At 40.3% G+C, this 24,433-nt stretch carries 23 protein-coding genes; 18 read left to right on the top strand and 5 right to left on the bottom strand.

Going from position 1 to position 24,433, the window contains the following annotated elements:
• The first annotated feature begins 1 nt into the window (after position 1).
• Both KQI66_RS08880 and KQI66_RS08885 read left to right on the top strand, forming a co-directional pair.
• Positions 2–1,597: a peptide chain release factor 3 gene (locus tag KQI66_RS08880; protein WP_216428702.1), complete on the top strand. Its 1,596-nt coding sequence runs from the start codon at positions 2–4 to the stop codon at positions 1,595–1,597.
• A gap of 241 nt (positions 1,598–1,838) precedes the next feature.
• A complete protein-coding gene (locus KQI66_RS08885) occupies positions 1,839–2,993 on the top strand; it encodes an acyl-CoA dehydrogenase family protein (protein ID WP_216428704.1) in 1,155 nt (384 codons plus the stop codon).
• 92 nt (positions 2,994–3,085) lie between these two features.
• Here KQI66_RS08885 and KQI66_RS08890 read toward each other — a convergent pair whose 3' ends face one another.
• Positions 3,086–4,570, bottom strand: coding sequence for a hypothetical protein (locus KQI66_RS08890; RefSeq protein ID WP_216428705.1), 1,485 nt, complete (start codon positions 4,568–4,570; stop codon positions 3,086–3,088).
• Between the two features lie 297 nt (positions 4,571–4,867).
• Between KQI66_RS08890 and KQI66_RS08895 the strand changes: the two genes are divergently transcribed.
• The 8 genes from KQI66_RS08895 to KQI66_RS08930 all read left to right on the top strand — a co-directional run bounded on the left by KQI66_RS08895 (position 4,868) and on the right by KQI66_RS08930 (position 13,639).
• Complete coding sequence (locus KQI66_RS08895; RefSeq protein ID WP_216428707.1) at positions 4,868–6,415, top strand: acyl CoA:acetate/3-ketoacid CoA transferase; 1,548 nt, start codon at positions 4,868–4,870, stop codon at positions 6,413–6,415.
• Between the two features lie 109 nt (positions 6,416–6,524).
• Entirely contained in the window at positions 6,525–7,328 is an 804-nt protein-coding gene (locus KQI66_RS08900) for an enoyl-CoA hydratase-related protein (RefSeq protein ID WP_253287715.1), read from the top strand.
• Between the two features lie 230 nt (positions 7,329–7,558).
• Positions 7,559–8,713 carry an acyl-CoA dehydrogenase family protein gene (locus KQI66_RS08905; RefSeq protein ID WP_216428709.1) on the top strand — a complete coding sequence of 385 codons (1,155 nt, stop codon included), beginning with the start codon at positions 7,559–7,561 and terminating at the stop codon, positions 8,711–8,713.
• A gap of 195 nt (positions 8,714–8,908) precedes the next feature.
• Entirely contained in the window at positions 8,909–10,216 is a 1,308-nt protein-coding gene (locus KQI66_RS08910) for a GntP family permease (protein ID WP_216428711.1), read from the top strand.
• A 76-nt stretch (positions 10,217–10,292) separates the two neighbouring features.
• Complete coding sequence (locus KQI66_RS08915; protein ID WP_216428712.1) at positions 10,293–11,435, top strand: acyl-CoA dehydrogenase family protein; 1,143 nt, start codon at positions 10,293–10,295, stop codon at positions 11,433–11,435.
• Positions 11,436–11,459: 24 nt separating this feature from the next.
• Positions 11,460–12,248: an electron transfer flavoprotein subunit beta/FixA family protein gene (locus tag KQI66_RS08920; protein WP_216428714.1), complete on the top strand. Its 789-nt coding sequence runs from the start codon at positions 11,460–11,462 to the stop codon at positions 12,246–12,248.
• 20 nt (positions 12,249–12,268) lie between these two features.
• Positions 12,269–13,273, top strand: coding sequence for an electron transfer flavoprotein subunit alpha/FixB family protein (locus KQI66_RS08925; RefSeq protein WP_216428717.1), 1,005 nt, complete (start codon positions 12,269–12,271; stop codon positions 13,271–13,273).
• Between the two features lie 189 nt (positions 13,274–13,462).
• Positions 13,463–13,639, top strand: coding sequence for a hypothetical protein (locus KQI66_RS08930; protein ID WP_216428719.1), 177 nt, complete (start codon positions 13,463–13,465; stop codon positions 13,637–13,639).
• A gap of 63 nt (positions 13,640–13,702) precedes the next feature.
• Here KQI66_RS08930 and KQI66_RS08935 read toward each other — a convergent pair whose 3' ends face one another.
• Both KQI66_RS08935 and KQI66_RS08940 read right to left on the bottom strand, forming a co-directional pair.
• Positions 13,703–14,737: a restriction endonuclease gene (locus KQI66_RS08935; protein ID WP_216428721.1), complete on the bottom strand. Its 1,035-nt coding sequence runs from the start codon at positions 14,735–14,737 to the stop codon at positions 13,703–13,705.
• An 84-nt stretch (positions 14,738–14,821) separates the two neighbouring features.
• Positions 14,822–15,664, bottom strand: coding sequence for a DegV family protein (locus tag KQI66_RS08940; protein ID WP_216428724.1), 843 nt, complete (start codon positions 15,662–15,664; stop codon positions 14,822–14,824).
• Between the two features lie 199 nt (positions 15,665–15,863).
• On the opposite strand from KQI66_RS08940, the gene KQI66_RS08945 reads away from it, so the two are divergent.
• The 4 genes from KQI66_RS08945 to KQI66_RS08960 all read left to right on the top strand — a co-directional run bounded on the left by KQI66_RS08945 (position 15,864) and on the right by KQI66_RS08960 (position 19,352).
• Positions 15,864–16,457 (top strand): TetR/AcrR family transcriptional regulator, encoded by a 594-nt coding sequence (locus tag KQI66_RS08945; protein WP_216428726.1) that lies wholly within the window; start codon positions 15,864–15,866, stop codon positions 16,455–16,457.
• 75 nt (positions 16,458–16,532) lie between these two features.
• Positions 16,533–18,305 carry an adenine deaminase gene (gene ade / locus KQI66_RS08950; RefSeq protein WP_216428728.1) on the top strand — a complete coding sequence of 591 codons (1,773 nt, stop codon included), beginning with the start codon at positions 16,533–16,535 and terminating at the stop codon, positions 18,303–18,305.
• A gap of 154 nt (positions 18,306–18,459) precedes the next feature.
• Positions 18,460–18,705 (top strand): AbrB/MazE/SpoVT family DNA-binding domain-containing protein, encoded by a 246-nt coding sequence (locus KQI66_RS08955; RefSeq protein ID WP_216428730.1) that lies wholly within the window; start codon positions 18,460–18,462, stop codon positions 18,703–18,705.
• Between the two features lie 35 nt (positions 18,706–18,740).
• On the top strand, positions 18,741–19,352 hold the full coding sequence (locus KQI66_RS08960; protein WP_330655103.1) for an NAD(P)H-binding protein: 612 nt from the start codon (positions 18,741–18,743) through the stop codon (positions 19,350–19,352).
• A gap of 59 nt (positions 19,353–19,411) precedes the next feature.
• Here KQI66_RS08960 and KQI66_RS11630 read toward each other — a convergent pair whose 3' ends face one another.
• Both KQI66_RS11630 and KQI66_RS08965 read right to left on the bottom strand, forming a co-directional pair.
• Positions 19,412–19,492 (bottom strand): DUF7724 family protein, encoded by an 81-nt coding sequence (locus KQI66_RS11630; RefSeq protein ID WP_442859973.1) that lies wholly within the window; start codon positions 19,490–19,492, stop codon positions 19,412–19,414.
• Between the two features lie 10 nt (positions 19,493–19,502).
• Entirely contained in the window at positions 19,503–20,123 is a 621-nt protein-coding gene (locus tag KQI66_RS08965) for a class I SAM-dependent methyltransferase (protein WP_216428732.1), read from the bottom strand.
• A gap of 235 nt (positions 20,124–20,358) precedes the next feature.
• On the opposite strand from KQI66_RS08965, the gene KQI66_RS08970 reads away from it, so the two are divergent.
• The 4 genes from KQI66_RS08970 to KQI66_RS08985 are packed head-to-tail and all read left to right on the top strand — an operon-like array spanning position 20,359 to position 24,372.
• Entirely contained in the window at positions 20,359–20,802 is a 444-nt protein-coding gene (locus tag KQI66_RS08970) for a MarR family winged helix-turn-helix transcriptional regulator (RefSeq protein WP_216428733.1), read from the top strand.
• A gap of 18 nt (positions 20,803–20,820) precedes the next feature.
• Positions 20,821–22,404, top strand: coding sequence for an efflux RND transporter periplasmic adaptor subunit (locus tag KQI66_RS08975; RefSeq protein ID WP_216428735.1), 1,584 nt, complete (start codon positions 20,821–20,823; stop codon positions 22,402–22,404).
• Between the two features lie 16 nt (positions 22,405–22,420).
• A complete protein-coding gene (locus KQI66_RS08980) occupies positions 22,421–23,182 on the top strand; it encodes an ABC transporter ATP-binding protein (protein WP_216428737.1) in 762 nt (253 codons plus the stop codon).
• The gene (locus tag KQI66_RS08985) at positions 23,179–24,372 is read left to right on the top strand and encodes an ABC transporter permease (protein WP_216428739.1); all 1,194 of its coding nucleotides are present in this window, start codon (positions 23,179–23,181) and stop codon (positions 24,370–24,372) included. The genes KQI66_RS08980 and KQI66_RS08985 overlap by 4 nt, the downstream gene beginning before the upstream one ends.
• Positions 24,373–24,433: the final 61 nt, after the last annotated feature.

The following is a 24,433-nucleotide window of genomic DNA, read 5'->3' on the forward strand; positions in this document are numbered from 1 at the left end:
TATGGCAGCAACAAGTATTGAAGCAATAAATAAACGCCGTATTTTCGGTATTATATCACATCCCGACGCAGGTAAAACAACACTTACGGAAAAGCTTCTGTATCACGGCGGTGCTATCCGTGAGGCAGGCTCGGTAAAAGCAAGAAAGACAGGAAAAGCCGCAAAAAGTGACTGGATGGAAATAGAGAAACAGCGTGGTATCTCCGTTACATCATCTGTAATGCAGTTTGAATATAACGGCAAGGTTGTATCTATTATGGATACACCGGGACATAACGACTTCGGTGAGGATACTTACCGTATACTTACCTCTGTTGACAGTGCCGTAATGGTTATCGACTCCGCAAAGGGTGTCGAGGCACAGACACAGAAGCTCTTTAAGGTATGCAGTATGCGTGGTATTCCCATATTTACATTCATAAACAAGCTCGACCGTCAGGCAAAGGATCCGCTTGAGCTTCTTGAGGATCTGGAGGACGCACTCGGACTTCCTTCGGTTGCTGTAACATGGCCGATTGGCAGTGGCCAGCTTTTTGAAGGTATATATAATCGCCAGAAAAATTATGTACGTCTTTACAGAGAAGAAAAGGTTATTGAGCTTGGTGAAGACGGCGTTTTCGGACATGAGCTCGAAGGCGTTATAAGTGACGCAAACCTTGAAATCCTCAGAAATGAAATTGAGCTTGTTGACGGTGCCGGAAATGAATTTGATATTGACCTTATTGACAAAGGAAAGCTTTCTCCGGTATTTTTCGGTTCGGCTCTCGTTGACTTCGGTGTTACCGATTTCCTTGAGCATTTCCTTGATATGTCACCGGCTCCCGGCCCAAGAAAAACAACAACGGGCGAGGTTCTTCCTACTGATGATTATTTCAGTGGATTTATATTCAAGATACAGGCAAATATGAATCCCGCACATCGTGACAGACTTGCATTCCTTCGTATATGCTCCGGCGTTTTTGAAAGAGGTATGACCGTTACACTTACAAGAACAGGAAAGCAGATGAAGCTTGCACAGTCAACACAGCTTATGGCAAACGACAGAGAAACCGTTGATGTTGCTTATGCCGGAGATATTATCGGTATATATGATTCCGGTAATTATCAGATTGGTGATACACTTACAGACAGTAAGGAAAAAATATTCTTTGAGCCGCTTCCTACATTCCCGCCGGAGCTTTTTATGCGAGTTCGTCCGGCAGATACAATGAAGGCAAAGCAGTTCCAGAAGGGCGTTGAACAGCTCGCACAGGAAGGTGCTATCCAGGTTTATACAAATGAATATAACGAGGTTGTGCTTGGTGCGGTCGGACAGCTCCAGTTTGAGGTTTTTGAATATAGACTTCGTAATGAATATAATTCAGAGGTACGTATGGAAAGCCTTGATTACAGCGTTGCACGCTGGGTGCTTGATATGGAAAAGGATGATATTAAGGAGCTTCTTAACACAAGAAGTACGCTTGTGTTCGACCACTTTATGCGTCCGCTTATACTTTTTGCAAATCAGTATACACTCAATGCGTTTATGGAGAAAAATCCCGATGTGAAATTAATCGAGGCACATGAAGTAAAAGCGTTGGTCGAAGATGAGAAATAATTGATTATTTAGGTAAAATCCAATAAATAAGTCCGGTATTGAAGTTAATTTAGTATCGGGCTTATTATTTTTTGTATTAAATCATGAATAGGAAAATTTGAATTTTTTGACTTGATTTAATCAACTTGACTAAATACGTTGCACGTTGATTTCATTTAACTTCAAAACAATATGGTATATAATTCAAATCAGTTAGAAAACCGATACAAATACAATCAAACTTATGTAGGAGGATAAAATTATGGATTTTGAATTTAATGAAAATCAGCTTGACCTTCAGAAGATGGTAAGAGAGCTTGCCGAGAAGGAAATCGGCCCCAGAGCAAAAGAAAACGATGAAAAAGACGTATTCCCCGTAGATGTATTCAAAATGATGGCAGATATGGGACTTACAGCAATCGGCGTTCCCGAATCATACGGCGGACCCGAAGCAACAGACATCGAAAGAATGATAGCTATTGAAGAAATTGCTAAAAAAGACGGTGCGGTAGCAACAATCCTTGCTGTACATGGTATGTTTGTACAGGCTCTTGAAAAATATGGTACAGAGGAGCAGAAAAAGAGATTCTATCCTCGTATCGCAGAAGAAGGATACTACACAGCATTCGCACTTACAGAGCCTTGTGCCGGATCAGACCCTGCATCAGCAAAGACAACAGCAGTTTATGATCCTGCAACAGATGAATATGTACTTAACGGAAACAAATGCTTCATCACAGGCGGAGCAAGAGCAGATGCTATCTTAGTATTCGCACTTACAGATCCTTCACTCGGTGCAAAGGGTATGTCAGCATTCATTGTAGAAAAAGGCATGAAGGGCTTCTCAACAGGTAAGATTGAAGACAAAATGGGTATCAGATGCTCAGAAACAGCAGAGCTCTTCTTCGATGACTGCCGTGTTCCCAAGGCAAACCTTGTAGGCCAGGAAGGCAAAGGCTTCGGAATCGCAATGAACTCACTTGACGGAGCAAGAATCGGTGTAGGAGCAATCGCACTCGGACTTGCAGAAGGCGCTCTTGATGAATCACTTTCATATATCGAGCAGAGAGTACAGTTCGGAAAACCTATTTCAAAGCTTCAGGGAATCCAGTGGTACATTGCAGATATGGCAACAGAAATCGAAACAGCAAAATGGATGGTATACCATGCAGCATACCTTCGTACAGTAGGCAAACCTTATACAAAAGAGGCTTCAATGTGCAAGCTTCATAACTCAAAGGTAGCAAGAGAGGTAACAAACCTTGCAATGCAGATCCATGGCGGATATGGTTACATGAAGGAATATCCTGTTGAAAGAATGTACAGAGATGCAAAGATCACAGAGATTTATGAAGGTACTTCAGAAATCCAGAAGGTTATCATCGCTAAACAGGTTATGACAGCTGCTAAAAAGTAATTAAAAGATAAATAAATATAAATTTTACTCTTACAGGAAAAGCCTGATACCGGATTAATTCGGTGTCAGGCTTTTTTGTTGTGTTTTAAACTTTATTTCTTTTTGTACGGGCTCTTAATATCACTGAGTGAGAGCATACGGTAAACCATTGCACCATACTGCGACATAAAGCTTTCCAATGCGGTACATGGGAAGTTCATGCAGAAATCCATGTGCTTGATTTCTTCGTAGCATTTTCCTATTTCGGCTATCATTGTTTCATTCAGAACAGTATAGAACTGCGGTCCCGAACCACCGGTAAATCTGCGGTTATTTTTAAGGAACAGCTTGCTGTGGTTGTTAAATATAGAGAATGAGAACAAATTATTCGGATAAGGTATGTCCTCATCATCAATAACGTAAAAATTGATATTCGGATTGACCTTTGCGATATTCAAAACATAATTAATATGCTCTTTTCGTTCATCTATTGTCATACGGTAAATAATATCCGTAAAATAAAATTCGCCATCATCTATGTATTTAAGTAAGCCAGACTTTGTGAAGAAAAAATCCATTTTTCCGTTGTGAGATATTTCGTCCCAACGGTCAAAAAGTGTACGGAGTATCTTTTCTGTTGAGCTGTCGTAGCCCTGTTCATAGGCTGCTGCTACTATTTTTTCAACAATATTCGGCGGCAGCAGATATTCAAAGCCTCTTGTAAGGAATATCTGGTAATCGTCAAAGGCGTAGAAATTACTCCTATATCCGTTTAGATTAAGCTCTTCGGAGGTTGTCGCCATAATAAGTACGTGATGTATTTTGAATAATGCCATTGTCTGTGTGAAAAGTGTGTTAACAATATCTTTGTCATGTATAACGGTTACTATTGTCGGATTGCCTCGGTTATCAAGTGAGAGCAGAAGTGCAAGCTTGTTTTTAACGACTATAAGATTACGTTCACCAAAGGCAGTGTTGTCATAAATATCAAAGGATACCCAATGGTATTTGTTTATAAGGTAATAAAGCTGCAAGTATTTTTTACCGGTGAGTGTTTTGGGATTAACACCCATGCGTATGCGTATCTTTCGGTCGGAAGTATAATCTTCATTAATTAAATGCTGTGCATTAACCATTGTTGAAATGTCCATGGTACAGAGAATTTCTATCGGCTCAGAATCGCTTGCAATAAGTCCGGGGAGTTCACTGTCCATAAATCTTGTTATTTCCGATGGATTATATAGTATTTTTGTTCTAAGTTCTTCACTTTTTTTAACATCCTTGTCATTTAAGGACAAGGTATTTTTAAATGTATCCTTTAACAATGTGTGGAGGTATGCCGAAAGCTGTTCCTCCGTAACTATTACGTTGAATTCATTGCAGAAGTTTTCCAGCTCTCCTTGTGATATTATTTCCGATGCGAAAATTTGTGAAAGATTTTTGTTGATTGAACCGGCAACTCTTGCTGCCGGCAGCTTGGATTGATTGCACCATTTGCTTATATATGAAACATCGTATCCGGCGGCGTCTGCAACAGTGGATAGTTTTACATTAGTGAATTTTATTAACTTTTTCAGAGTAGCACCGTAGTTTTCCATTTTTTCAACCCCTTGATATGTCAATGTGCTATATTCATCGATGTTATTGTATAGTAAAATATGCATTTTGTAAAGCAAAAAAATGCAAAGAAATGCTTGAAATTGACGAAAATTTAATCAGAATGAAAAAAATTGACGAAATTTACGGAATATTGATTTCATTTAACTTCAAAACAGAAGAGTATATAATTCAAAACAGATAGTTAGTTAAATGTTAAACATCCAAAAAACATAAAAACATCTATTTATTTTACAAATTAATTTCTCAAACTTATTTCTCAAGGAGGTAAACAGATAATGAGAACAGTTAAGGTATTAACCGGTGCCGAAGCTGCAATGCTTGTTAAAGATGGAGATACAATTACAACAAGCGGATTCGTAGCTTGCGGACTTCCTGAAACTCTTTCAAAGGCTCTTGAGCAGAGATTCCTTGAAACAGGTTCACCTAAAGATCTTACATACATTTATGCAGCAGGTCAGGGAAACAGAGATGGCAGCGGTGCTGACCACTTCGCACATGAAGGAATGACAAAGAGAGTAATCGCAGGTCATTACAACATGGCTCCCAATCTTGGAAAAATGATTGTTGATAACAAAATCGAAGCTTATAACTTCCCTCAGGGCGCTATTTCCCAGATGTTCAGAGATATAGCTGCACATAAGGTTGCAACTGTTACTCATGTCGGTCTTAATACATATGTTGACCCCAGAGTTGAAGGCGGTAAACTCAACGAAGTTACAAAAGAAGATATTGTTAGCGTAGTTGACATTCTTGGCGAAGAAAGACTTGCTTATAAGACAATGCCTATCAACGTAGCATTCATCAGAGGTACATATGCTGATACAACAGGTAATGTTACACTTCATAAGGAGGTTACACCTCTTGATGCAACATCAATGGCTCAGGCTGTTAAAAATAGCGGCGGTATCGTAATCGTTCAGGTTGAAAGAGTTGTAGCAGCAGGCACACTTGATCCTAAGCTTACAATGCTTCCCGGAATTTATGTAGATGCAGTTGTTGTTTCAGAGCCCGCTGACCATGAACAGTGCATCGGACTTCAGTATGATCCTACATTCACAGGCGAGGCTTCAGCTCCTGCAGGTGCAGTTGGTGCAATTCCTCTTACAGTTAAGAAAATCATCGGAAGAAGAGCTGCTATGGAACTTACAGAAGGCTCAGTAGTAAACCTTGGTATCGGTGTTCCCGAATACGTATCAATGGTTGCTAACGAAGAAGGTATCGGCGATTACATGACACTTACTGTTGAGGCCGGTCCCGTAGGCGGTATCCCAATGGGCGGTTCAATGTTCGGTGCAGCAGTAAACGCTGATTGCTACCTCAACCAGAACTATCAGTTCGACTTCTACGATGGCGGCGGTATCGACCTTGCATTCCTCGGACTTGCACAGGCTGATGCAACAGGTAACGTAAACGTAAGTAAATTCGGTCCCAGAATCGCAGGTTGCGGCGGATTTATCAACATAACACAGAATGCTAAGAAAGTATTCTTCTGCGGTACATTCACAACAGCAGGTCTTAAAACAAGCATTAAAGATGGTAAGCTTGTAATCGATAAAGAAGGTTCAGAGAAGAAATTCATCAAGGACGTTGAACAGATTACATTCAGTGGTACATACGCTAACAAAACAAACCAGCCTGTAATGTACATCACAGAAAGAGCAGTATTCGAGCTTAGAAAAGACGGTGTATACCTTACAGAGGTTGCTCCCGGAATCGATGTAAAGACACAGGTTATCGACCTTATGGGATTTGAACCTAAGACAGACGGCGAAGTTAAGCTTATGGATGCAAGAATCTTCAAAGATGAGCCAATGGGACTTTAATTAAAAGCCGATAAGCTACATTAAATAAAAAACAGAACGGGATAACCGTTTTGACAATATTAAAACATCTATTTAAAACATTAATATTTAAGAAGAGGAGAGAAATATTATGGCATTATTAGATTTAAAAGACAGCATCAAATTCATCATTATCGAAGTTGAAGAAAACGGTACAGCAGTTCTTACATTAAACAGACCTAAAGCAAACGCTCTTTCAACAGAAATGCTTGGCGAAATCAAAACAGTATTTGAAGCAATCGCTGAAGACGACACAGTTAAGGGTGTTATCGTAACAGCTCCCGGCGAAAAGTTCTTCGTAGCTGGTGCTGACATCAACGGATTCCTTGCTCTTGACGGTATGCAGGGTAGAGCTGCTTCTAAGTTTGCTCAGAGCTGCTTCCAGGCAATCGAAGATCTTGAGAAACCCGTTATCGCTGCTGTAAACGGATATGCTCTTGGCGGCGGAAATGAAATCGCTATGGCTTGTGACATCAGAATTGCAAGCACAAAGGCTATCTTTGGCCAGCCTGAAGTAAACCTTGGTATCATGCCTTGCTTCGGTGGTACACAGCGTCTTACAAGACTTGTTGGTGCCGGAATTGCTAAAGAGCTTATGTTCACAGCAAGAAACGTAACAGCTGAAGAAGCTTACAGAATCGGTCTTGTAAACAAAGTAGTTGAGCCTGCTGAACTTCTTGACGCAGCTAAAGAAATGATGAATGTAATCCTTACAAAATCACCTCTTGGTGTTGCAGCTTGTAAAGTAGCAGCAAACAAGGGCGGAGACCTCAGCATCGCTGACGGACTTAACCTTGAAGCTGACCTTAATGGTCTTCTTTTCTCAACAGCTGACAAGAACGAAGGCGTTGGCGCATTCATCGAAAAGAGAGCTGCTAAGTTCACAGGTAAATAATTTAAAAACAATAATTAACTGATATTTAACACTGCATTTGGCGGATTCGCTCAAATCCGTTGAATTATAAAATTGCTCATATTTATTGTAAACACAGGGAGCCCGGAGCAATCCGGCTTCCTGTGGATTAAAAAAATTTTTATATTATGGACTCGATAGGGGACCGCTCCTGTCCGGTTCAATCAGACAGACAACCAAAATTTAAAATTTATTTAAGAGGAGAAGAGATTATGGATTTTGAATTTAATGAAAATCAGCTTGACCTTCAGAAGATGGTAAGAGAGCTTGCCGAAAAGGAAATCGGCCCCAGAGCAAAAGAAAATGATGAAAAAGACGTATTCCCTGTAGATGTATTCAAAATGATGGCAGACATGGGACTTACAGCAATCGGCGTTCCCGAATCATACGGCGGACCCGAAGCAACAGACATCGAAAGAATGATAGCTATTGAAGAAATCGCTAAAAAAGACGGTGCGGTAGCAACAATCCTTGCTGTACATGGTATGTTTGTACAGGCTCTTGAAAAATACGGTACAGAGGAGCAGAAACAGAGATTCTATCCTCGTATCGCAGAAGAAGGATATTATACAGCATTCGCACTTACAGAGCCTTGTGCCGGATCAGACCCTGCATCAGCAAAGACAACAGCAGTTTATGATCCTGCAACAGATGAATATGTACTTAACGGAAACAAATGCTTCATCACAGGCGGAGCAAGAGCAGATGCTATCTTAGTATTCGCACTTACAGATCCTTCACTCGGTGCAAAGGGTATGTCAGCATTCATTGTAGAAAAAGGCATGAAGGGCTTCTCAACAGGTAAGATTGAAGACAAAATGGGTATCAGATGCTCAGAAACAGCAGAGCTCTTCTTCGATGACTGCCGTGTTCCCAAGGCAAACCTTGTAGGCCAGGAAGGCAAAGGCTTCGGAATCGCAATGAACTCACTTGACGGAGCAAGAATCGGTGTAGGAGCAATCGCACTCGGACTTGCAGAAGGCGCTCTTGATGAATCACTTTCATATATCGAGCAGAGAGTACAGTTCGGAAAACCTATTTCAAAGCTTCAGGGAATCCAGTGGTACATTGCAGATATGGCAACAGAAATCGAAACAGCAAAATGGATGGTATACCATGCAGCATACCTTCGTACAGTAGGCAAACCTTATACAAAAGAGGCTTCAATGTGCAAGCTTCATAACTCAAAGGTAGCAAGAGAGGTAACAAACCTTGCAATGCAGATCCATGGCGGATATGGTTACATGAAGGAATATCCTGTTGAAAGAATGTACAGAGATGCAAAGATCACAGAGATTTATGAAGGTACTTCAGAAATCCAGAAGGTTATCATTGCTAAACAGGTTATGTCAGCTGCTAAAAAGTAATTAAATTAGTCCAAAAAGTTCCTATTATATATTAACCGGCGGTTGTCCGCTTTGTCCGAATCGGACAGCCGCCAAATAAAAACTAAATACAGATTAAAGCATTAATTAAGGGTTTTCATACTTTAACTAAGTGAAACAAATTCAGTCTAACAAATTAATTTACAATAAAAAATAATTTAAAAGGGGGAAACTAATTTGTTCGGAATCATAGTTCTGCTGGTAGCACTTATTTTATTCAGCTTACTGGCATTCAAACAGCTTAATGCACTTATACTTGCTCCACTTGTAAGTATCTTCGTAATCGTTTGCTTTAAACTGCCTATTCTTGAAACTCTCAAGGGAGCATTCATGCCGGCAGCAGCAAATTACGTATCAAACTACTTCTTAGTATTCTTTGTTGGTGCGCTCTTCGGTGCTGTATATCAGTTCACAGGCGCAGCTGCATCAATTGCTAAGACACTTTCAAAAGTATCAAGAGACAAATTTGTTGCACCTATCATCATGTGCATCACAGGTCTCCTTACATTCGGTGGCGTTAGTGGTTTCGTTGTATTCTTCGTTATCTATCCTATCGCTCTCCAGATGTTCAAACGTGCTAATATCACAAGAAGACTTCTTCCCGCTGCTATATCAGCAGGTTGTTGGACATGGTCAATGACAGCACCCGGTTCACCTTCAATCCAGAACGTTATCGCTATGACAAACCTTGGTACACCTTCAACAGCAGCGTTCACACCTTCATTAATTGCTTCAATCGTTGAGTTCGTACTTATCTTTGTATGGCTCGAAATGAGAGCAAAACAGTTCACAAAGAAGGGTATTGTATTCGATGATCCTACACTTAGAGCTCTTGATCCTGAAGAACTTGAAGGTGCTGACGAAGATGATCTTCCTAACTTCATCATCTCAATCATCCCTATCGCTGTTATCCTTATCTGCTTCAACGTAATCAAGCTTCCTGTTGAAACATCAGTTATGCTTGGTGTTATCGTTGCAACAGTTACAATGTTCAAGAGAGTTAAGGGCGGCATAAATGAATGGGTTAAAGTATTCAACAAAGGTGCAGCAGACTCAGGTGTTTCTATCCTCAACACAGCTATCGTAGTTGGTTTCGGTGGCGTTGTTCAGAACACACAGGGCTTCGCAGACCTTATCGCTAAGGTTCAGAACATGAACATCAGTCCTCTTGTATTCGTAGCAGTTGCAGTTGCTATCTGCGCCGGTGCTTGTGGTTCAGCTTCAGGTGGTATGGGTGTTGCATTCAACGCTCTTAAGGACCTCTTCGTATCACTCGGTGTTGCTCCCGAATATATCCACCGTGTTGGTGCAATCGCAGCAGGTACACTCGACTCACTCCCTCATCAGGGTGCACAGATTACTCTTCTTGGAATCTGCAAGGTTACACATAAAGAAGCTTATTTCGATATAGCTATTACACAGATCATAATTCCTATCATCACACTCTTCGTATTTATTCCTCTTGCAAACATGGGAATGATGTAATTAATTGAGTGTAGATACTAAAAGGGCGGCTCAAACGCCGCCCAAATATATTACAACTTTTTAAGGAGGAAAAATAATGGTTGGTTTTGAATTAACTAAGACACAGCAGTTATGTAAGGAATTATTCCATAACTTCGCTGAAAACGAAATTAGACCTATCGCAAGAGATATGGACGAAAAAGAGGAATATCCCAGAGAACTTCTTGACAAACTCCAGAAAGCTCATATGTTTGGTATACCTTATCCCCAGGAACTTGGCGGTGCAGGTGCCGACGTTCTTACATATACATTAGCAATGGAAGAACTTTCAAAGGTTGATGCTTCAACAGGTATCACACTTTCAGTTCATACATCACTTTGCTGCCCTTGTATCTATGAAAACGGTACAGACGAGCAGAAGGAAAGATTTTTAAGACCTCTTATCAGCGGTGAAAAAATCGGTGCTTTCTCACTTACAGAGCCCAATGCCGGAACAGACGCTTCAGGTGTTCAGACAACAGCTGATAAAGACGGAGATTACTATATCCTTAACGGATCAAAAATGTTCACAACAAACGCAGGTATCGCTGATACATTCGTAGTATTCGCTCTTACAGATAAGTCAAAAGGACCTAAGGGTATGTCAGCTTTCATCGTTGACAGAACAATGGAAGGTATCACAGTTGGTACAAACATCCCTCGTATGGGTATCAGAGCGGCTTCAAACTGTGAAGTTGCATTCACAAATGTAAAAGTTCCCGCAGACAGACTTCTTGGTAAAGAAGGCGGCGGATATAAAATCGCTATGACAGCTCTTGGCGGCGGCCGTATCGGTATCGGTGCTCAGGCAGTTGGTATTGCTCAGGGTGCAATCAACGAAGCTATTAAATATGTAAAAGAAAGAAAACAGTTCGGTAAGAACATCAGCAAATTCCAGAATACACAGTTCAAGCTTGCAGAAATGCAGACAAAGGTTGATGCAGCAAGACTTATGGTTTGGAGAGCTGCTGTTGAAAAAGATAAACATGGTAACTATGCTCCTCTTGCAGCTATGTGTAAACTCTTCGCTTCTGAAACAGCTAACGAAGTAACAAGAGGCTGTGTACAGCTCTTCGGTGGCTATGGTTATTCAAGAGAATATCCTGTTGAAAGAGCTATGAGAGATGCAAAGATCACAGAGATCTATGAAGGAACATCTGAAGCAATGAAGATGATCATTTCAGGAACAATGAAGCTGTAATTAACTGGAGAAAGGAGAACTACAATGAAAATAGTAGTATGTATCAAACAGGTTCCGGATACAACGGAAGTAAAACTTGATCCTAAAACAAATACACTTATTAGAGATGGTGTCCCCAGCATCATCAACCCCGACGATAAAGCAGGTATCGAGGCTGCTCTTACATTAAAAGAGCAGCTTGGCGGTACAGTTACAGTAGTCTGCATGGGACCCCCTCAGGCTGATGTAGCATTAAGAGAAGCTCTTGCTATGGGCTGCGATGACGCAATCCTTATGAGCGACAGAGCATTCGGCGGTTCAGACACATATGCAACAGCACATGTTATCGCTGCCGGACTTAAGACACTTGATTATGATTTAATCATCACAGGACGTCAGGCAATCGACGGTGACACAGCTCAGGTTGGTCCCCAGATTGCTGAACAGCTTGGAATTCCTCAGGTATCATACGCTGCTGAGGTAAAGACAGCTGAGGACGGAGCTGTTGTTGTAAAAAGACAGTTCGAAGACAGATACCAGTTACTCAAGGTTAAAACTCCTTGCCTTATAACAGCACTTTCAGAGCTTGCTCAGCCCAGATACATGACAGTATCAGGTATCGTAAATGCTTACAATAAGGAAGTTAAGGTTCTTACATTTGAAGATGTAAAGAACAACCTTAATCCTGATTTCATCGGACTTAAGGGCTCACCTACAAATGTTAAGCAGTCATTCACAAAGCAGGTTAAGGGCGCAGGTACAGTTATCAACGTATCAGCAGACGAGGCTGTTAAGACAATCATGGATAAGCTTATTGAGAAGCACATCATTTGATGAAGGGAGGATATAATACAATGAGCAAAGATATATATGTAATCGCAGAACAGAGAGACGGCGTACTTGCTAAGGTAGGCAAAGAGCTTATTGGCGAGGCAACAAAGCTTGCGGCTGATCTCGGAGAAAAGGTTGTAGCAGTTGTACTCGGCAGCAAAATCAAAGAAGAAGCAGCTAAGCTTTATGCTTACGGTGCTGACGAAGTAGTTGTAATAGATAATCCCGTACTTAAGAGCTACACAACAGAGCCTTATGCAAAGGCACTTACAGAATTAATCGCTAAATGCGAGCCTAACATCGTACTTTTCGGTGCAACATCAATCGGTCGTGACCTTGCTCCCCGTGTTGCCGGCAGAGTACATACAGGTCTTACAGCAGACTGCACAGGCCTCGCAATCGACGAAGAAACAAAACTTCTTTTAATGACAAGACCTGCATTCGGTGGTAACATCATGGCTACTATCGTTTGTAAAGATTATAGACCTCAGATGGCTACAGTTCGTCCTGGCGTTATGAAGGCTCTTGAAAAAGACGCTTCTAAGACAGGCGAAGTTAAGGTTCTTGACGTTGCTCTTACAGCAGCAGATATGAACGTAGAAATCCTCGAAGAGGTTAAAGAAACAAAGAAAGCTGTTGATATTACAGAAGCTAAGATCCTTGTATCAGGCGGTCGTGGTATCGGCAGTGCTAAGGGCTTTGATATGCTTAGAGAATGTGCGGCAGAGCTCGGCGGTGAGGTTGCTTCATCAAGATCATGCGTTGACGCAGGTTGGATTGAAAGCGACAGACAGGTTGGACAGACAGGTAAGACTGTTAGACCTGAGCTTTACATTGCTTGCGGTATTTCAGGTGCTATCCAGCACGTTGCAGGTATGGAAAATTCAGAGTTCGTTGTATCAATCAACAAGAACGATACAGCAGCTATCTTCTCAGTATCTGATCTCGGTGTTGTAGGCGATGTTAATGTTATCATTCCTAAGCTTACAGAAGCACTCAAAAAATACAATGCAGAAAAGAATAATTAATTTATTCCTGTAAATAAAAGGTACCTACACAAATTTGTGTGTACATAAATTCAATAAACTTCCTCAAATAAATTTATTTCGATATTAGGTCTGAGATAAATTTACTCCCCAAAACAATCCCTCAAGCGCCTACTTGAGGGATTACTCATAAATATATAAAAATATTTGAATATAAAGGATTTGAGAAAAATGGAGACAAAAAGGGCATATACTGTTGATATAACACAGATACGCCAGATAAGCATAGATGTTTATGCCGAAAACGAGAAAGAGGCACTCGTTAAGGCGAAGAAAAAATATCTTGACAATGAAACGAATTTCGACAATAGCACAGTTGTTGCTACTGAATTCGATATTAATAAGTAAAAATTAAAAAGTGGGTTAAAAAGAAAAAGGGCTTGAAAAAGCTCTTTTTTGGTGCATAAAACCTCATTCAAACGCCTTATTTATATCAGTTATTCCGGAATCAATAAGCATTTGAGCAAATTCTATTCCGCCGATAAGGCGTACATTATTATTTTGTGCCATTACGACTGCCTCATTGGAAAAGCTATCTGCTGTGGATATTACCCATGGAATGATGAAATAATCTCCTGCCGCAAATTCATGCTGATTTTTATATTTTGAAATCTGTTCAACAGCCCATTGTGAGGTTCTGCCGTCATGTAATTTAGCCTGAACATAAAATATTATTTTGAGCGGCTCAAATTCCGCAACTATGTCTGCATCGGCTCCGTCGTATTTGTCAGAACTGTTTTTTGCCGGACGGTATGTGTTTGTTGCACCGATTTTGTTGAAGTACCATTTTACAAGAAGCTCGAATTTATCGGGATTAAGCTGTGTTTTTATTATATCGAGCAATTTCTCCGCAAGTGTGTCAATTAACGAAGCGTATAAATTTATCGGAGTATCGGCATTTATTATTTTGTTTATGCTTTCGGCTAAATCGGAAATGTCGGCATTTGTCTGGCGTATTTTCATTCTTGCCGTAAGCTTTCCATCGGCGTATTCATTTCTCGAAAGCTGTGTTTTTATAGGCTCAACCTCTATCATAAAGCCTAAATCTACATTTTCGGAGCTTTCCGGGCGGTATAGCAAACCGTTGCTGTCATGCGAAATAATGTCGTTGTTTTCAGATTTGAAACTGTCGAAATTCGGAAGCTCTGTGATAGGCAAAGCCTGTCCTTTTATTCTGTAAACGGAAAATTTTCTGTTGAACAGAGGTACAACAACATAATCGTTATATCCGAAATTCAGAAAATTCCATAAGCTCCAACGGGAACGATATATGTTGTAGTTATGTTCAGTCATTATTTTTTCAAATTCTTTTACATCTTTGACCTTGTCTATTCCGCTGTCATAAAGCGATGACCAGCCGATTGTGAGCCAGCCTTCCGATAAAAACTTATAAGCTGCGTCCCATTCGTGTGAAATTCTGTGAAGCCAGTATTTGTTGTTTTCCATTTAAATGCTCCTTTTTTGACTGTAAACGTCTATAACATAAAAAAACTGCCTTATTTTATACAAAGGCAGTTAAAATTTGTATTATTAATCAAATGCGAATATAATGCCGCCGTTTCCGGCATAAAGGCTGGAAACGCCTCTGGTTGCGTTGATTACTATTTTAAGATTGGGAACAACGGCAAGTATTCTTTCACGAATATCCAAAGCTCTGCCCATGCAGTTGCACTGTGCAATGATGAGAGTCTGCGTTTTCTTTTTCACACATTCCTCGCAAATGAGATTTATCAGCTTTGTAAGTGCCTTATTTATGCCTCTTGCCTGACCCACCTGATAAATAGTGCCTTCTTTGCTTCCTGCCATTATCGGAACGATATGCAGAAGGTTTGCGGCAATCTTTTTAACACCGGTAAGACGACCGTTTCTTTCAAGAAAGCTTAAATCCTCAAGAACAAAGTAGGTAGATATGCTTGAAATATATTCTTCGGTTTTTTTGACTATTTCTTCGAAGGAAAGCTCCTGTTTTTCGAATTCCATAACCTTTGCAGCTTCTATTGTTTCGCCGGCAGAGGCTGAACGACTGTTGAAAACATATATTTTAACATATGGATTAATTTCTTCATAAAGCTTTTTTGCAAGCATTGCACTGTTATATGAGCCGCTGAGCTGTTCCGAAAGAGTAAAAACATAAATACGAGAGCAATCGCAGTCGTAAGCTTTCATAAACTGTTCGGGAGAAGGACAAGCCGATTTCGGGCAGGCTGTTGTTGAAGCAACCGCATTGAGAAACGCAGCCTGATTGAATGTTTCGTCGTCAACAACTCTATATTCACCAACTTCGAGAGTAAGAGGTACGTTGGTAAAATGTCCGCTTAAAGCCATTTCTTCGGTTAATTCGCCGCAGCTGTCAAGAATAATCTTATATGACATAGGTATATTACTCCTTTAATTATACAATGTTCTATTATTAACTATATATAATTATACAATGTTTTATTATTAACTATATACCCTTTATCGGTTGGATTTCAATAGACAAATGTGCACACATTGTATCAAAATCAACACTTTGTTGACACTTTGTTGATTTTCTTATATAATTTTAATATAATATTCGGAGGCTATTATAATGAAAGAAAATATAAAAGATAATAAAGAAAATAAAGAAAATAAAGAAAGCAGACGCGTACAGATGACCAAAAAGCTTCTTCGTGAGAGCGTTATTGAGCTGATGGATAAAAAGCCGCTAAATAAAATTTCAATAAAGGACATCTGCGATAATGCTGATGTGAACAGAACAACTTTTTATAAATATTACGGAGATCAGTTTGAGCTTGTTAAAGAGGCAGAAGACGAGGTACTTGAAAAACTCGGTGAGTTTCTCGGAAACTTGAAATCGGATACGCTTGTAATATCCATGCTTGAAACATTTCTTTACTATATAAAAGAAAACGGTTATGCTTATCATATACTGCTCAATAATAGCTCGGATTATTCTTTTAGTTACCGTCTTATGCACGTCACGCTGGACAAGCTTATGGCAGAAAGATTTAATCTCGGTCTTGATGAAACTAATAAAAAGTATGTTTATAATCTGATTGTTATGGGTGCAATAAACACAATAGACCTGTGGATAAACAGTGATTTCGATACTTCGGTTGAAGAACTGGCAGAACTGATGTATAATTTCATAAATAGCGGAATACATGCAATATCAAAATAAATTTATAAAAGTTTGGGACAAATGTTTTAATAGTTTTTGAATATTGGTGAAATATATGCTTTTAGGAGGTCAATCATGAGAACACTTGAGGAAACAAAAGAACTTATCGCCTGTGGTCTTGGAGAAATTCCATGCGACTGTAAGCTTCAAAATGTTAAGCTTGTTGATGTATTTTCCGGGGAGATATTTGAAACTGATGTGTATATAAAAGGCAAAAGAATTGTTTCAATAGATAAAAATGCAAATCTCAAAGCGGATAAAATTAAGGACTGTACCGGACTCTATGCAGTACCGGGCTTTATTGATGCTCATATGCACTTTGAGTCTACAATGCTTTCGCCGGAGGCGCTTGCGTCCGTTGTCGTTCCATGCGGCACAACAACCATGCTTGCCGACCTTATGGAGATTGCCAATGCCGCCGGAGAGGACGGTCTGCGAGAAATGCTTAAATCCATTGAGAAACTGCCTTATCGTATGCTTATCGAGGTTTCCTCAAGAGTTCCGACTGCTCCCGGATTGGAAACAACAGGCGCAGTTCTCGGAGCTAAAGAGGTAGACGGTCTTCTTGAATGGGACAAGAGCATAAGCCTTGGCGAAATGGATTCGTCTAAAATACTGATAACAAGAGAGGATCAGTATATAGAAAAAATCCTTTCCGCATTGAAAAGAGGCAAGGTTGTAAACGGCCATGCAATAGGCAGACTCGGACAGGAGCTCAATATATATGCCGCATCGGGCATTTCCGATGACCACGAATGTGTTACTGTACAGGAAATGACTGAAAGACTTCGTGTCGGAATAAAGGTGTTTATACGTGAAGGCAGTACCGAAAGAAATGTTGAAACGCTTGTTAAGGGCATTGTTGCCAACAATATTCCTACCGATAATATTATGTTCTGTACAGATGATAAGCATATCGACGATATTAAAAACGAAGGACATATAAACTATAATGTAAATAAATCCATTGAGCTTGGTCTTTCGCCGATGACGGCTATCCAGATGGCAACAATTCATACAGCAAAGCATTTCCGTATGGAGGAAGAAATCGGCAGTATAACTCCCGGACGTCTTGCGGATATTATTCTCTGCGACAGTATCGAGAAAATTGTGCCGAAGGAGGTCTGGTTTGAAGGAAAACCTGTTGCCGATAACGGTGTGCTTACCGCAAAGCCGGAAATAAGAAAATATCCTGATTGGATTAAGGATACGGTTCATCTGCTTAAGCCGGTTTATGCGGAACGCTTTGAGCTGGAATGTCCGGAAGAAAAGATACATAACGGCAGAGCTAAGGCAAGAATAATAGAGCTTATTGACGGCCAGATAGTTAATAACGAGCTGCACGATACACTTCCGGTTAAGGACGGAAAGCTTGTGTGTGATATAGACAAGGACTATCTTAAGCTTGCCGTTGTTGAGCGTTACGGAAAGACGGGAACAATAGGCGTTGGCTTTGTAAAGGGCTTTAAAATAAAGAAGGGTGCAATGGCATATTCAATGTCACATGACCATCACAATATAGTCGTTGTAGGAACAAATGATGAGGATATGGCACTTGCGGCTAACCATATCGCAGAAATAAAAGGCGGTCTGTGCGTTGTGGATAACGGCAGAGTTACAGCAGATATGGCACTCACAATAGGCGGACTCATGAGCGAAGGCACTGCGGAAGAGGTAGCCGAACAGCTTGATGTTATGAATAATGCGGCAAAGGCGCTCGGCTGTGAAATGGATGCACCGTTTATGGCACTCAGCTTTATATCACTGCCGACTGTTCCGGAGCTCGGTCTTACGGATAAGGGACTTGTGGACGTAATCAATCATAAATTAATAGATGTTATTTTGTAAAATATAGTGTGAAAAATAGCTGTCACTTTGGAAACTCGGTGACAGCTATTTTGTATAAAAAATTTTAGATTTATGGTGATTTTGGCTAATTTCCGAATATAATAAAAGTAGGGAAAATCCTATTATCCCTACTTTATGTAAGGAGGAACATATTATGGCTTTAAATACATTTTTTGATAATGCTAAGGTTATGTCCAAAGGACAGGTTACAATTCCGAAGGATATAAGACAGATACTCGGAGTTGAAAGCGGTGACAGAATTACATTTATAGTGGAAGGAAATACAGTACGAATTGTAAATTCCGCAGTTTATGCAATGCAGATGCTTCAGAATGAAATGCAGGGTGAAGCCGAAAAAGTTCTGGAATCTGTTTCGTATGAGAAAAGCAATAATGAATAATTGCTTATAAAAAATACCGCAATTCCGGTAAAGAAATATTATATGAAAAAAGTTGTTATTTTTGGAGCTGCTGGACATACCGGAAAGTACATTACACGCAAAATGCAAAAACAGAAGGTATTGAGCTTTCGGCCTTTGTGAGAAATCCGCAGAAGTTTTCGGATATGGATATGACGGGCGTTAATATAATACAGGGCGATGCACTTAATGAGGAAGATGTACTCCGAGCTATGGAAGGGCAGGATATTCTCTTTTGCTCACTTGAAGGCGATGTACTGACAATGGCTAAAAATATTGTAGCTGCATTGGATAAAACCACTGTTAAAAGAATTATATGGATTACAGGAATGGGAATTCATCACGAAATCACAGGTGTACGTGGAATGATGCTGAACCGATATGCGAAGCAAAGACCGGAGTATATCGAGGCCGCCGATGTTATTGCGGCAAGCAATGCAGTTACTACATTACTGCGTTGTCCCGGAATACAGAACGGTGATAATGAAAAGTATGAACTGACAAAAGAAGGAATACAGCCGTCCAATAGAAATGTGGATCGTGCGGCTATTGCACAGTGCATGGCCGATATGATTGCCGATGAAAGCATGGGCGTGAATGACAGCTTGGCAATTACTAACGCAAAATAATTTATATGACAAAAGAAAAGACTAAAAGTGATTGTTGGCTTTTAGTCTTTTTTAATATATTATATTTTCACCTCTTTAATAGGTTTTAAAAATTCCTCCGGTTCAATATAAAGATTTTTAAGTATGGGTATTAAATCGATATATTCCTCCTCATTTTTGTCCGATTACGGTATAAATGAACCCTTTAAGCTGTTTGCTTTTTACCTTTCTGAAGCCGTTTTTCTCCATACGCCTTGCCAAGTCCTTTCGGTTTCCGGTGTGGCAGTCGCCGCTTTGCATAAGCTTGAAAAGAATGTTGTTGTCAAACCAAGCACCTATGCCGCCGACGCCTGTGTCCGAAAGTATGTAAAGTCCGTTTGGCTTGAGCACACGATATACCTCACGCATTGCCTTGTCCGGATCGGGATAATGATGAAAGCTCTGTATGCAGGTTACAATGTCGAAGCTGTTGTCATCATAGGGCAGGCTGTCGGCATAGCCCTGTACAAGCTCTGCGTTTTTGATGTTTTTTGATCTTGCAATTTCAAGCATATTTTCTGATAAATCCAAGCCGTAATATTCGGCGTTTTTGCAGTTGGAGAGATGCTCAAGTAGACAGCCTGTTCCACAGCCGACATCAAGCAGAGTTTCGTATTTTTGGTTGAGCAGAAATTTTTGGACATCGGCACAGCTTATCTTTGCTGGGCCGGAATAATATTCGCTTGTGTTGCTGTCGTATTGGTTAGCCTGTTTATTAAAATGCCGTCTTGACAATTCTACATAATTTTTCATTGGAATATCACTCCTTGTTAGTATATACTAACATTATAGTTTTGTACAAAATTAAAATCAATATGGCAGATAATTATTGTAAAAAAACCTTAAGAAACACTTAATTGACTTTTGGTATATTTCAACATATGATAATTTCAGATTACAATTAGTGTGGGTTTATGCCAATAATTATGGCTTGGCATAAAATATACATAATTGTTTGACGATTAAATAAATACGGGGAGGTAACAAAATGGAACAGACAGGACTATTATATTCAGAATTTATTACTCAGTATAATTTTGAGCTGAAGAAATATCTTACAAATTCCGGCATGCCTTTTAATCAGGCAAAGGCATTGATGCTTATAGGCGTTTTCGGCGAAGAAGACCTTTCGCAGAAAGAACTGGCAGAGCTGTGCGGTATTGATACTCCGGCAATGTCAAGGGTTATTGATAAGCTTTCTGAGGAAGGATATATAATAAGGGAAAAACAGACCGTGGATTCAAGGCGCGTTAATCTTGAGCTTACCGATAAGGGCAGAGAGAAAAGCAGTGCAATAATTGATATGTATAACGATTATAATGCGGAATTTCTTTCGCCTTTGAGTAAAGCGGAACGCAGACAGCTTTCGGGAATATTGTCCAAGATTACACATAAAAGTGAACTTGTCAGAAGATTGAAAAGCAAAAAATAAATAGAAAGGATTTCTGAAATGAAGAATAAAGTTGGGGCTAAAATCTCTCAAATGTCAAAAAAGAAAAAGATTATTTCGATAATAGCAATTATTGTCGTAATATTTATTGTAGTTAAACTTGTTCCGAAAAACAATGCTACCGTTGATGATACATCACTTTACAGCTATGCGACAGCCGACCGAATGGATATAACCGAGTCACTTACGGGCAGTGGTACATTACAGCCGGCCGACCAGTATACTGTTGCAACACTTATTGCCGGAGATATTGTTTCCGACAGCTTTGAAAAGGGCGATATTGTAAAAAAAGATCAGGTGCTCTATCAGATGGATTCATCAGACGCACAGTCAACAATAGAAGAAGCGGAGCTTTCCGCAACAAGTGTACAGAGAAACTATGATAAGGCATTAAAATCACTTGATGACCTTAATGTTAAAACAAAGGTTACCGGTACGGTTATGTCCATTGATGTGAAAAAAGGCGATACGGTAAGTTCAGGCCAGAAGGTTGCTACTATTCGTGATGATTCGGAAATGACTATTAAGCTTTCGTTCCCGGCTGATGAGGCGGCTTCTTTCCATGTGGGACAGGCGGCAGTTGTAACTCTTTACGGTTCTTTTGAAACAATCAACGGTACTGTTTCGGAAATCAGCGGTGCATCATATGCGGTAGACGGAAATATGATTGTACGTGATGTAAAAATAACGGTTAAAAATCCCGGAGCTATAACAGAAAGCCAGATTGCAACGGCTGAGGTTGGTTCAAGCGGTTCCACATCAAGCGGTAAATTTGAGTTTAAGGAAAACAGAGAAGTACTTGCCGAGGTAGGCGGAGACGTAGTTTCAATTCCCGTTAAAGAAGGTCAGAGAGTTTCTGCCGGAACAACACTCGTTGTTCTTCATAGTGATGATTTAACAGACAATGTACAGTCTGCGGCCGACAGCGTTAGGTCATCACAGAAGGCAATAGAAAAGCAGTATAACAATCTTAAAGATTATTCGATAAAATCACCAATCGACGGTACGGTAATCACAAAGGATTATAAGGCCGGAGATACAATCGAATCAGGCACAAAGCTTTGTATTATCTATGACCTTTCTTACCTTAAGATAACAATGAATGTTGATGAGCTTGATATAGGTAAGGTTTCGGTAGGCCAGAGCGTTAAAATAAAGGCGGACGCACTTCCCGATCAGGAATTTACGGGAAAAATAACATCGGTAAATCTTGCCGGAACAACAAATAATAATGTAACAACATATCCCGTTGAGGTACAGATAGACGATTTCGGAGATCTTCTTCCCGGAATGAACGTAAGTACGGAAATCATTGCAAACGAAGTTCATAACGTAATCGGCGTTCCTGTTTCCGCTGTATCAAGAGGCAACCAGGTGCTTGTTTATACAGGAAACAAATCCGATGATCCTTCCGTTCCCGAAGGCTATGAATATACAACTGTTGAAATCGGCGTAAGCAATACGGATTACATAGAAATAAAGAGCGGTCTTAACGAAGGCGACCAGATAGCATACATAATGCAGAGTAACTATGATGACAGTATGAACTATGGTGACGGTGTGTATTATGCCAGTGCCGGCTGATAAGGAGGAGTAGAAAATGGAAAATACTCCGTTAATTGAATTTAGGGACGTATCTAAAATTTATCACATGGGTGATGAAATAATTAGAGCTGCGGATCATATCAGCTTTAAAATATATAAAGGCGAATTTATAGCTATTGTCGGTCAGTCCGGCTCCGGTAAATCCACCTGTATGAACATAATAGGCTGTCTGGATGTTCCAAGCGAAGGTGAATATTTTCTCGGCGGAAAAAATGTCGGAAAGATGAACACAAATCAGCTTGCGGAAATACGAAACGAAATGCTTGGATTTATATTCCAGCAGTACAATCTTCTGCCTAAGCTCAATCTTGAAGAAAATGTTGAAATGCCACTTATGTATGCCGGCGTAGGAAAGGCGGAAAGATTGAAAAGAGCAATAGAGGCTCTGGCAAGCGTAGGTCTTGCAGAAAAGGCAAAGCACCTTCCCAATCAGCTTTCCGGCGGTCAGCAGCAAAGAGTTTCCATAGCAAGAGCTTTGGTCGGGCACCCGTCGGTTATACTTGCCGATGAACCGACAGGTGCTTTGGACTCCAAAACTGGTCGCGATGTACTTAAAATTCTCCAGGAGCTGCATAAGGCAGGAAACACCGTTGTGCTGATTACCCATGATAACTCAATCGCCGCAACGGCACAGAGAATAATAAGGCTTGAGGACGGAAGAGCAGTATATGACGGGCCTTCCGATAATCCAGATGCTTTTGTTCATTCCGAATTCGGCATGCATGCAGGCGATGGAGCAGAGGAGGAGGAAGAATGAATTTTGCACAATGTTTTTCGCTTGCCATTAAAAATATAGCGGCGAATAAAACAAGATCAATACTTACCATGCTCGGCATTATCATCGGTGTTGCCGCCGTTATCGTTATAACCGGTCTTGGAAACGGTATGGATATATATATGAGAGAATCCTTCGAAAGTATGGGAACAAATTCTTTTTCAATTTATGTTTATGGACGAGGTGACAAATATCTTACTGCTGATGATATGCAGGAGATAGTTGATGATAATCAGGATTTGCTTGATAAAGCATCACCGGAGCTTTCCGGTTCACCCGGTACAATCAAGATAGGCACAAGTACACTTGGTGCAACACAGGTGGCCGGTGTAAATGAGCAGTATTTTGATATAAAAGGTTTAAAGGTAGATAAAGGAAGAAATATACAGTACATAGACTGCGAAAAAAGAATGCAGGTGTGCGTTATAGGTACATATATAAATCAGAGCTTTTTTGCCGGACGAGGCATAGGCGAGTCTATAAAAATAGCGGGCTCTGATTATAAGGTTATCGGTATAATGGAAAAAAAAGGTGACGGTTCGGAATATTCGGCTGATAACTGTATATTCCTTCCGTATTCGACAGTGTCAAGGCTTTCGGGCAAAGGAAACATAGACAGCTTTGCGGTTTCCTTTAAGGATAGCGACAAAGCGGCTGATGCCAAAAAGCTCATAGAGGATAAGCTTACGGAATATTTCGGAAGCAGTGATGCATTTTATGTTTCGAGCATTTCCGAATATCTTGAAGAATTTACACGAATGAGTAATATAATGGTTACGATACTTACACTTATTGCAGGTATATCACTTGTTGTCGGTGGTATCGGAATTATGAACATAATGCTCGTATCGGTAACGGAAAGAACGAAGGAAATCGGTATAAGAAAAGCACTCGGTGCGAAGGAGCGGTATATACTTGCGCAGTTCGTAATTGAAGCCGGAGTAACGAGTGCTTTGGGCGGTCTGATAGGAATAGCGCTTGGCTATCTGCTTTCGGCGGCTGCCTCACAGGTAATAGTCCGAATGTTCCAACAGCAGATGAGAGTTCAACCATCTATAAATTCTGTTCTTCTTTCTTTCGGCATATCCGCCGGAATAGGCATATTCTTCGGTTTTATGCCGGCGAAGAAAGCAGCAAAGCTCAATCCTATCGATGCACTTCGTTATGACTAAAAGAGGAGGTAGAAGAATGAAGATAAAGGTTAAGAATATAATCAGTAAAATAGCCGCAGTC

The organism is Anaerotignum sp. MSJ-24 (assembly GCF_018918145.1).
GTDB lineage: Bacteria > Bacillota > Clostridia > Lachnospirales > Anaerotignaceae > Metalachnospira.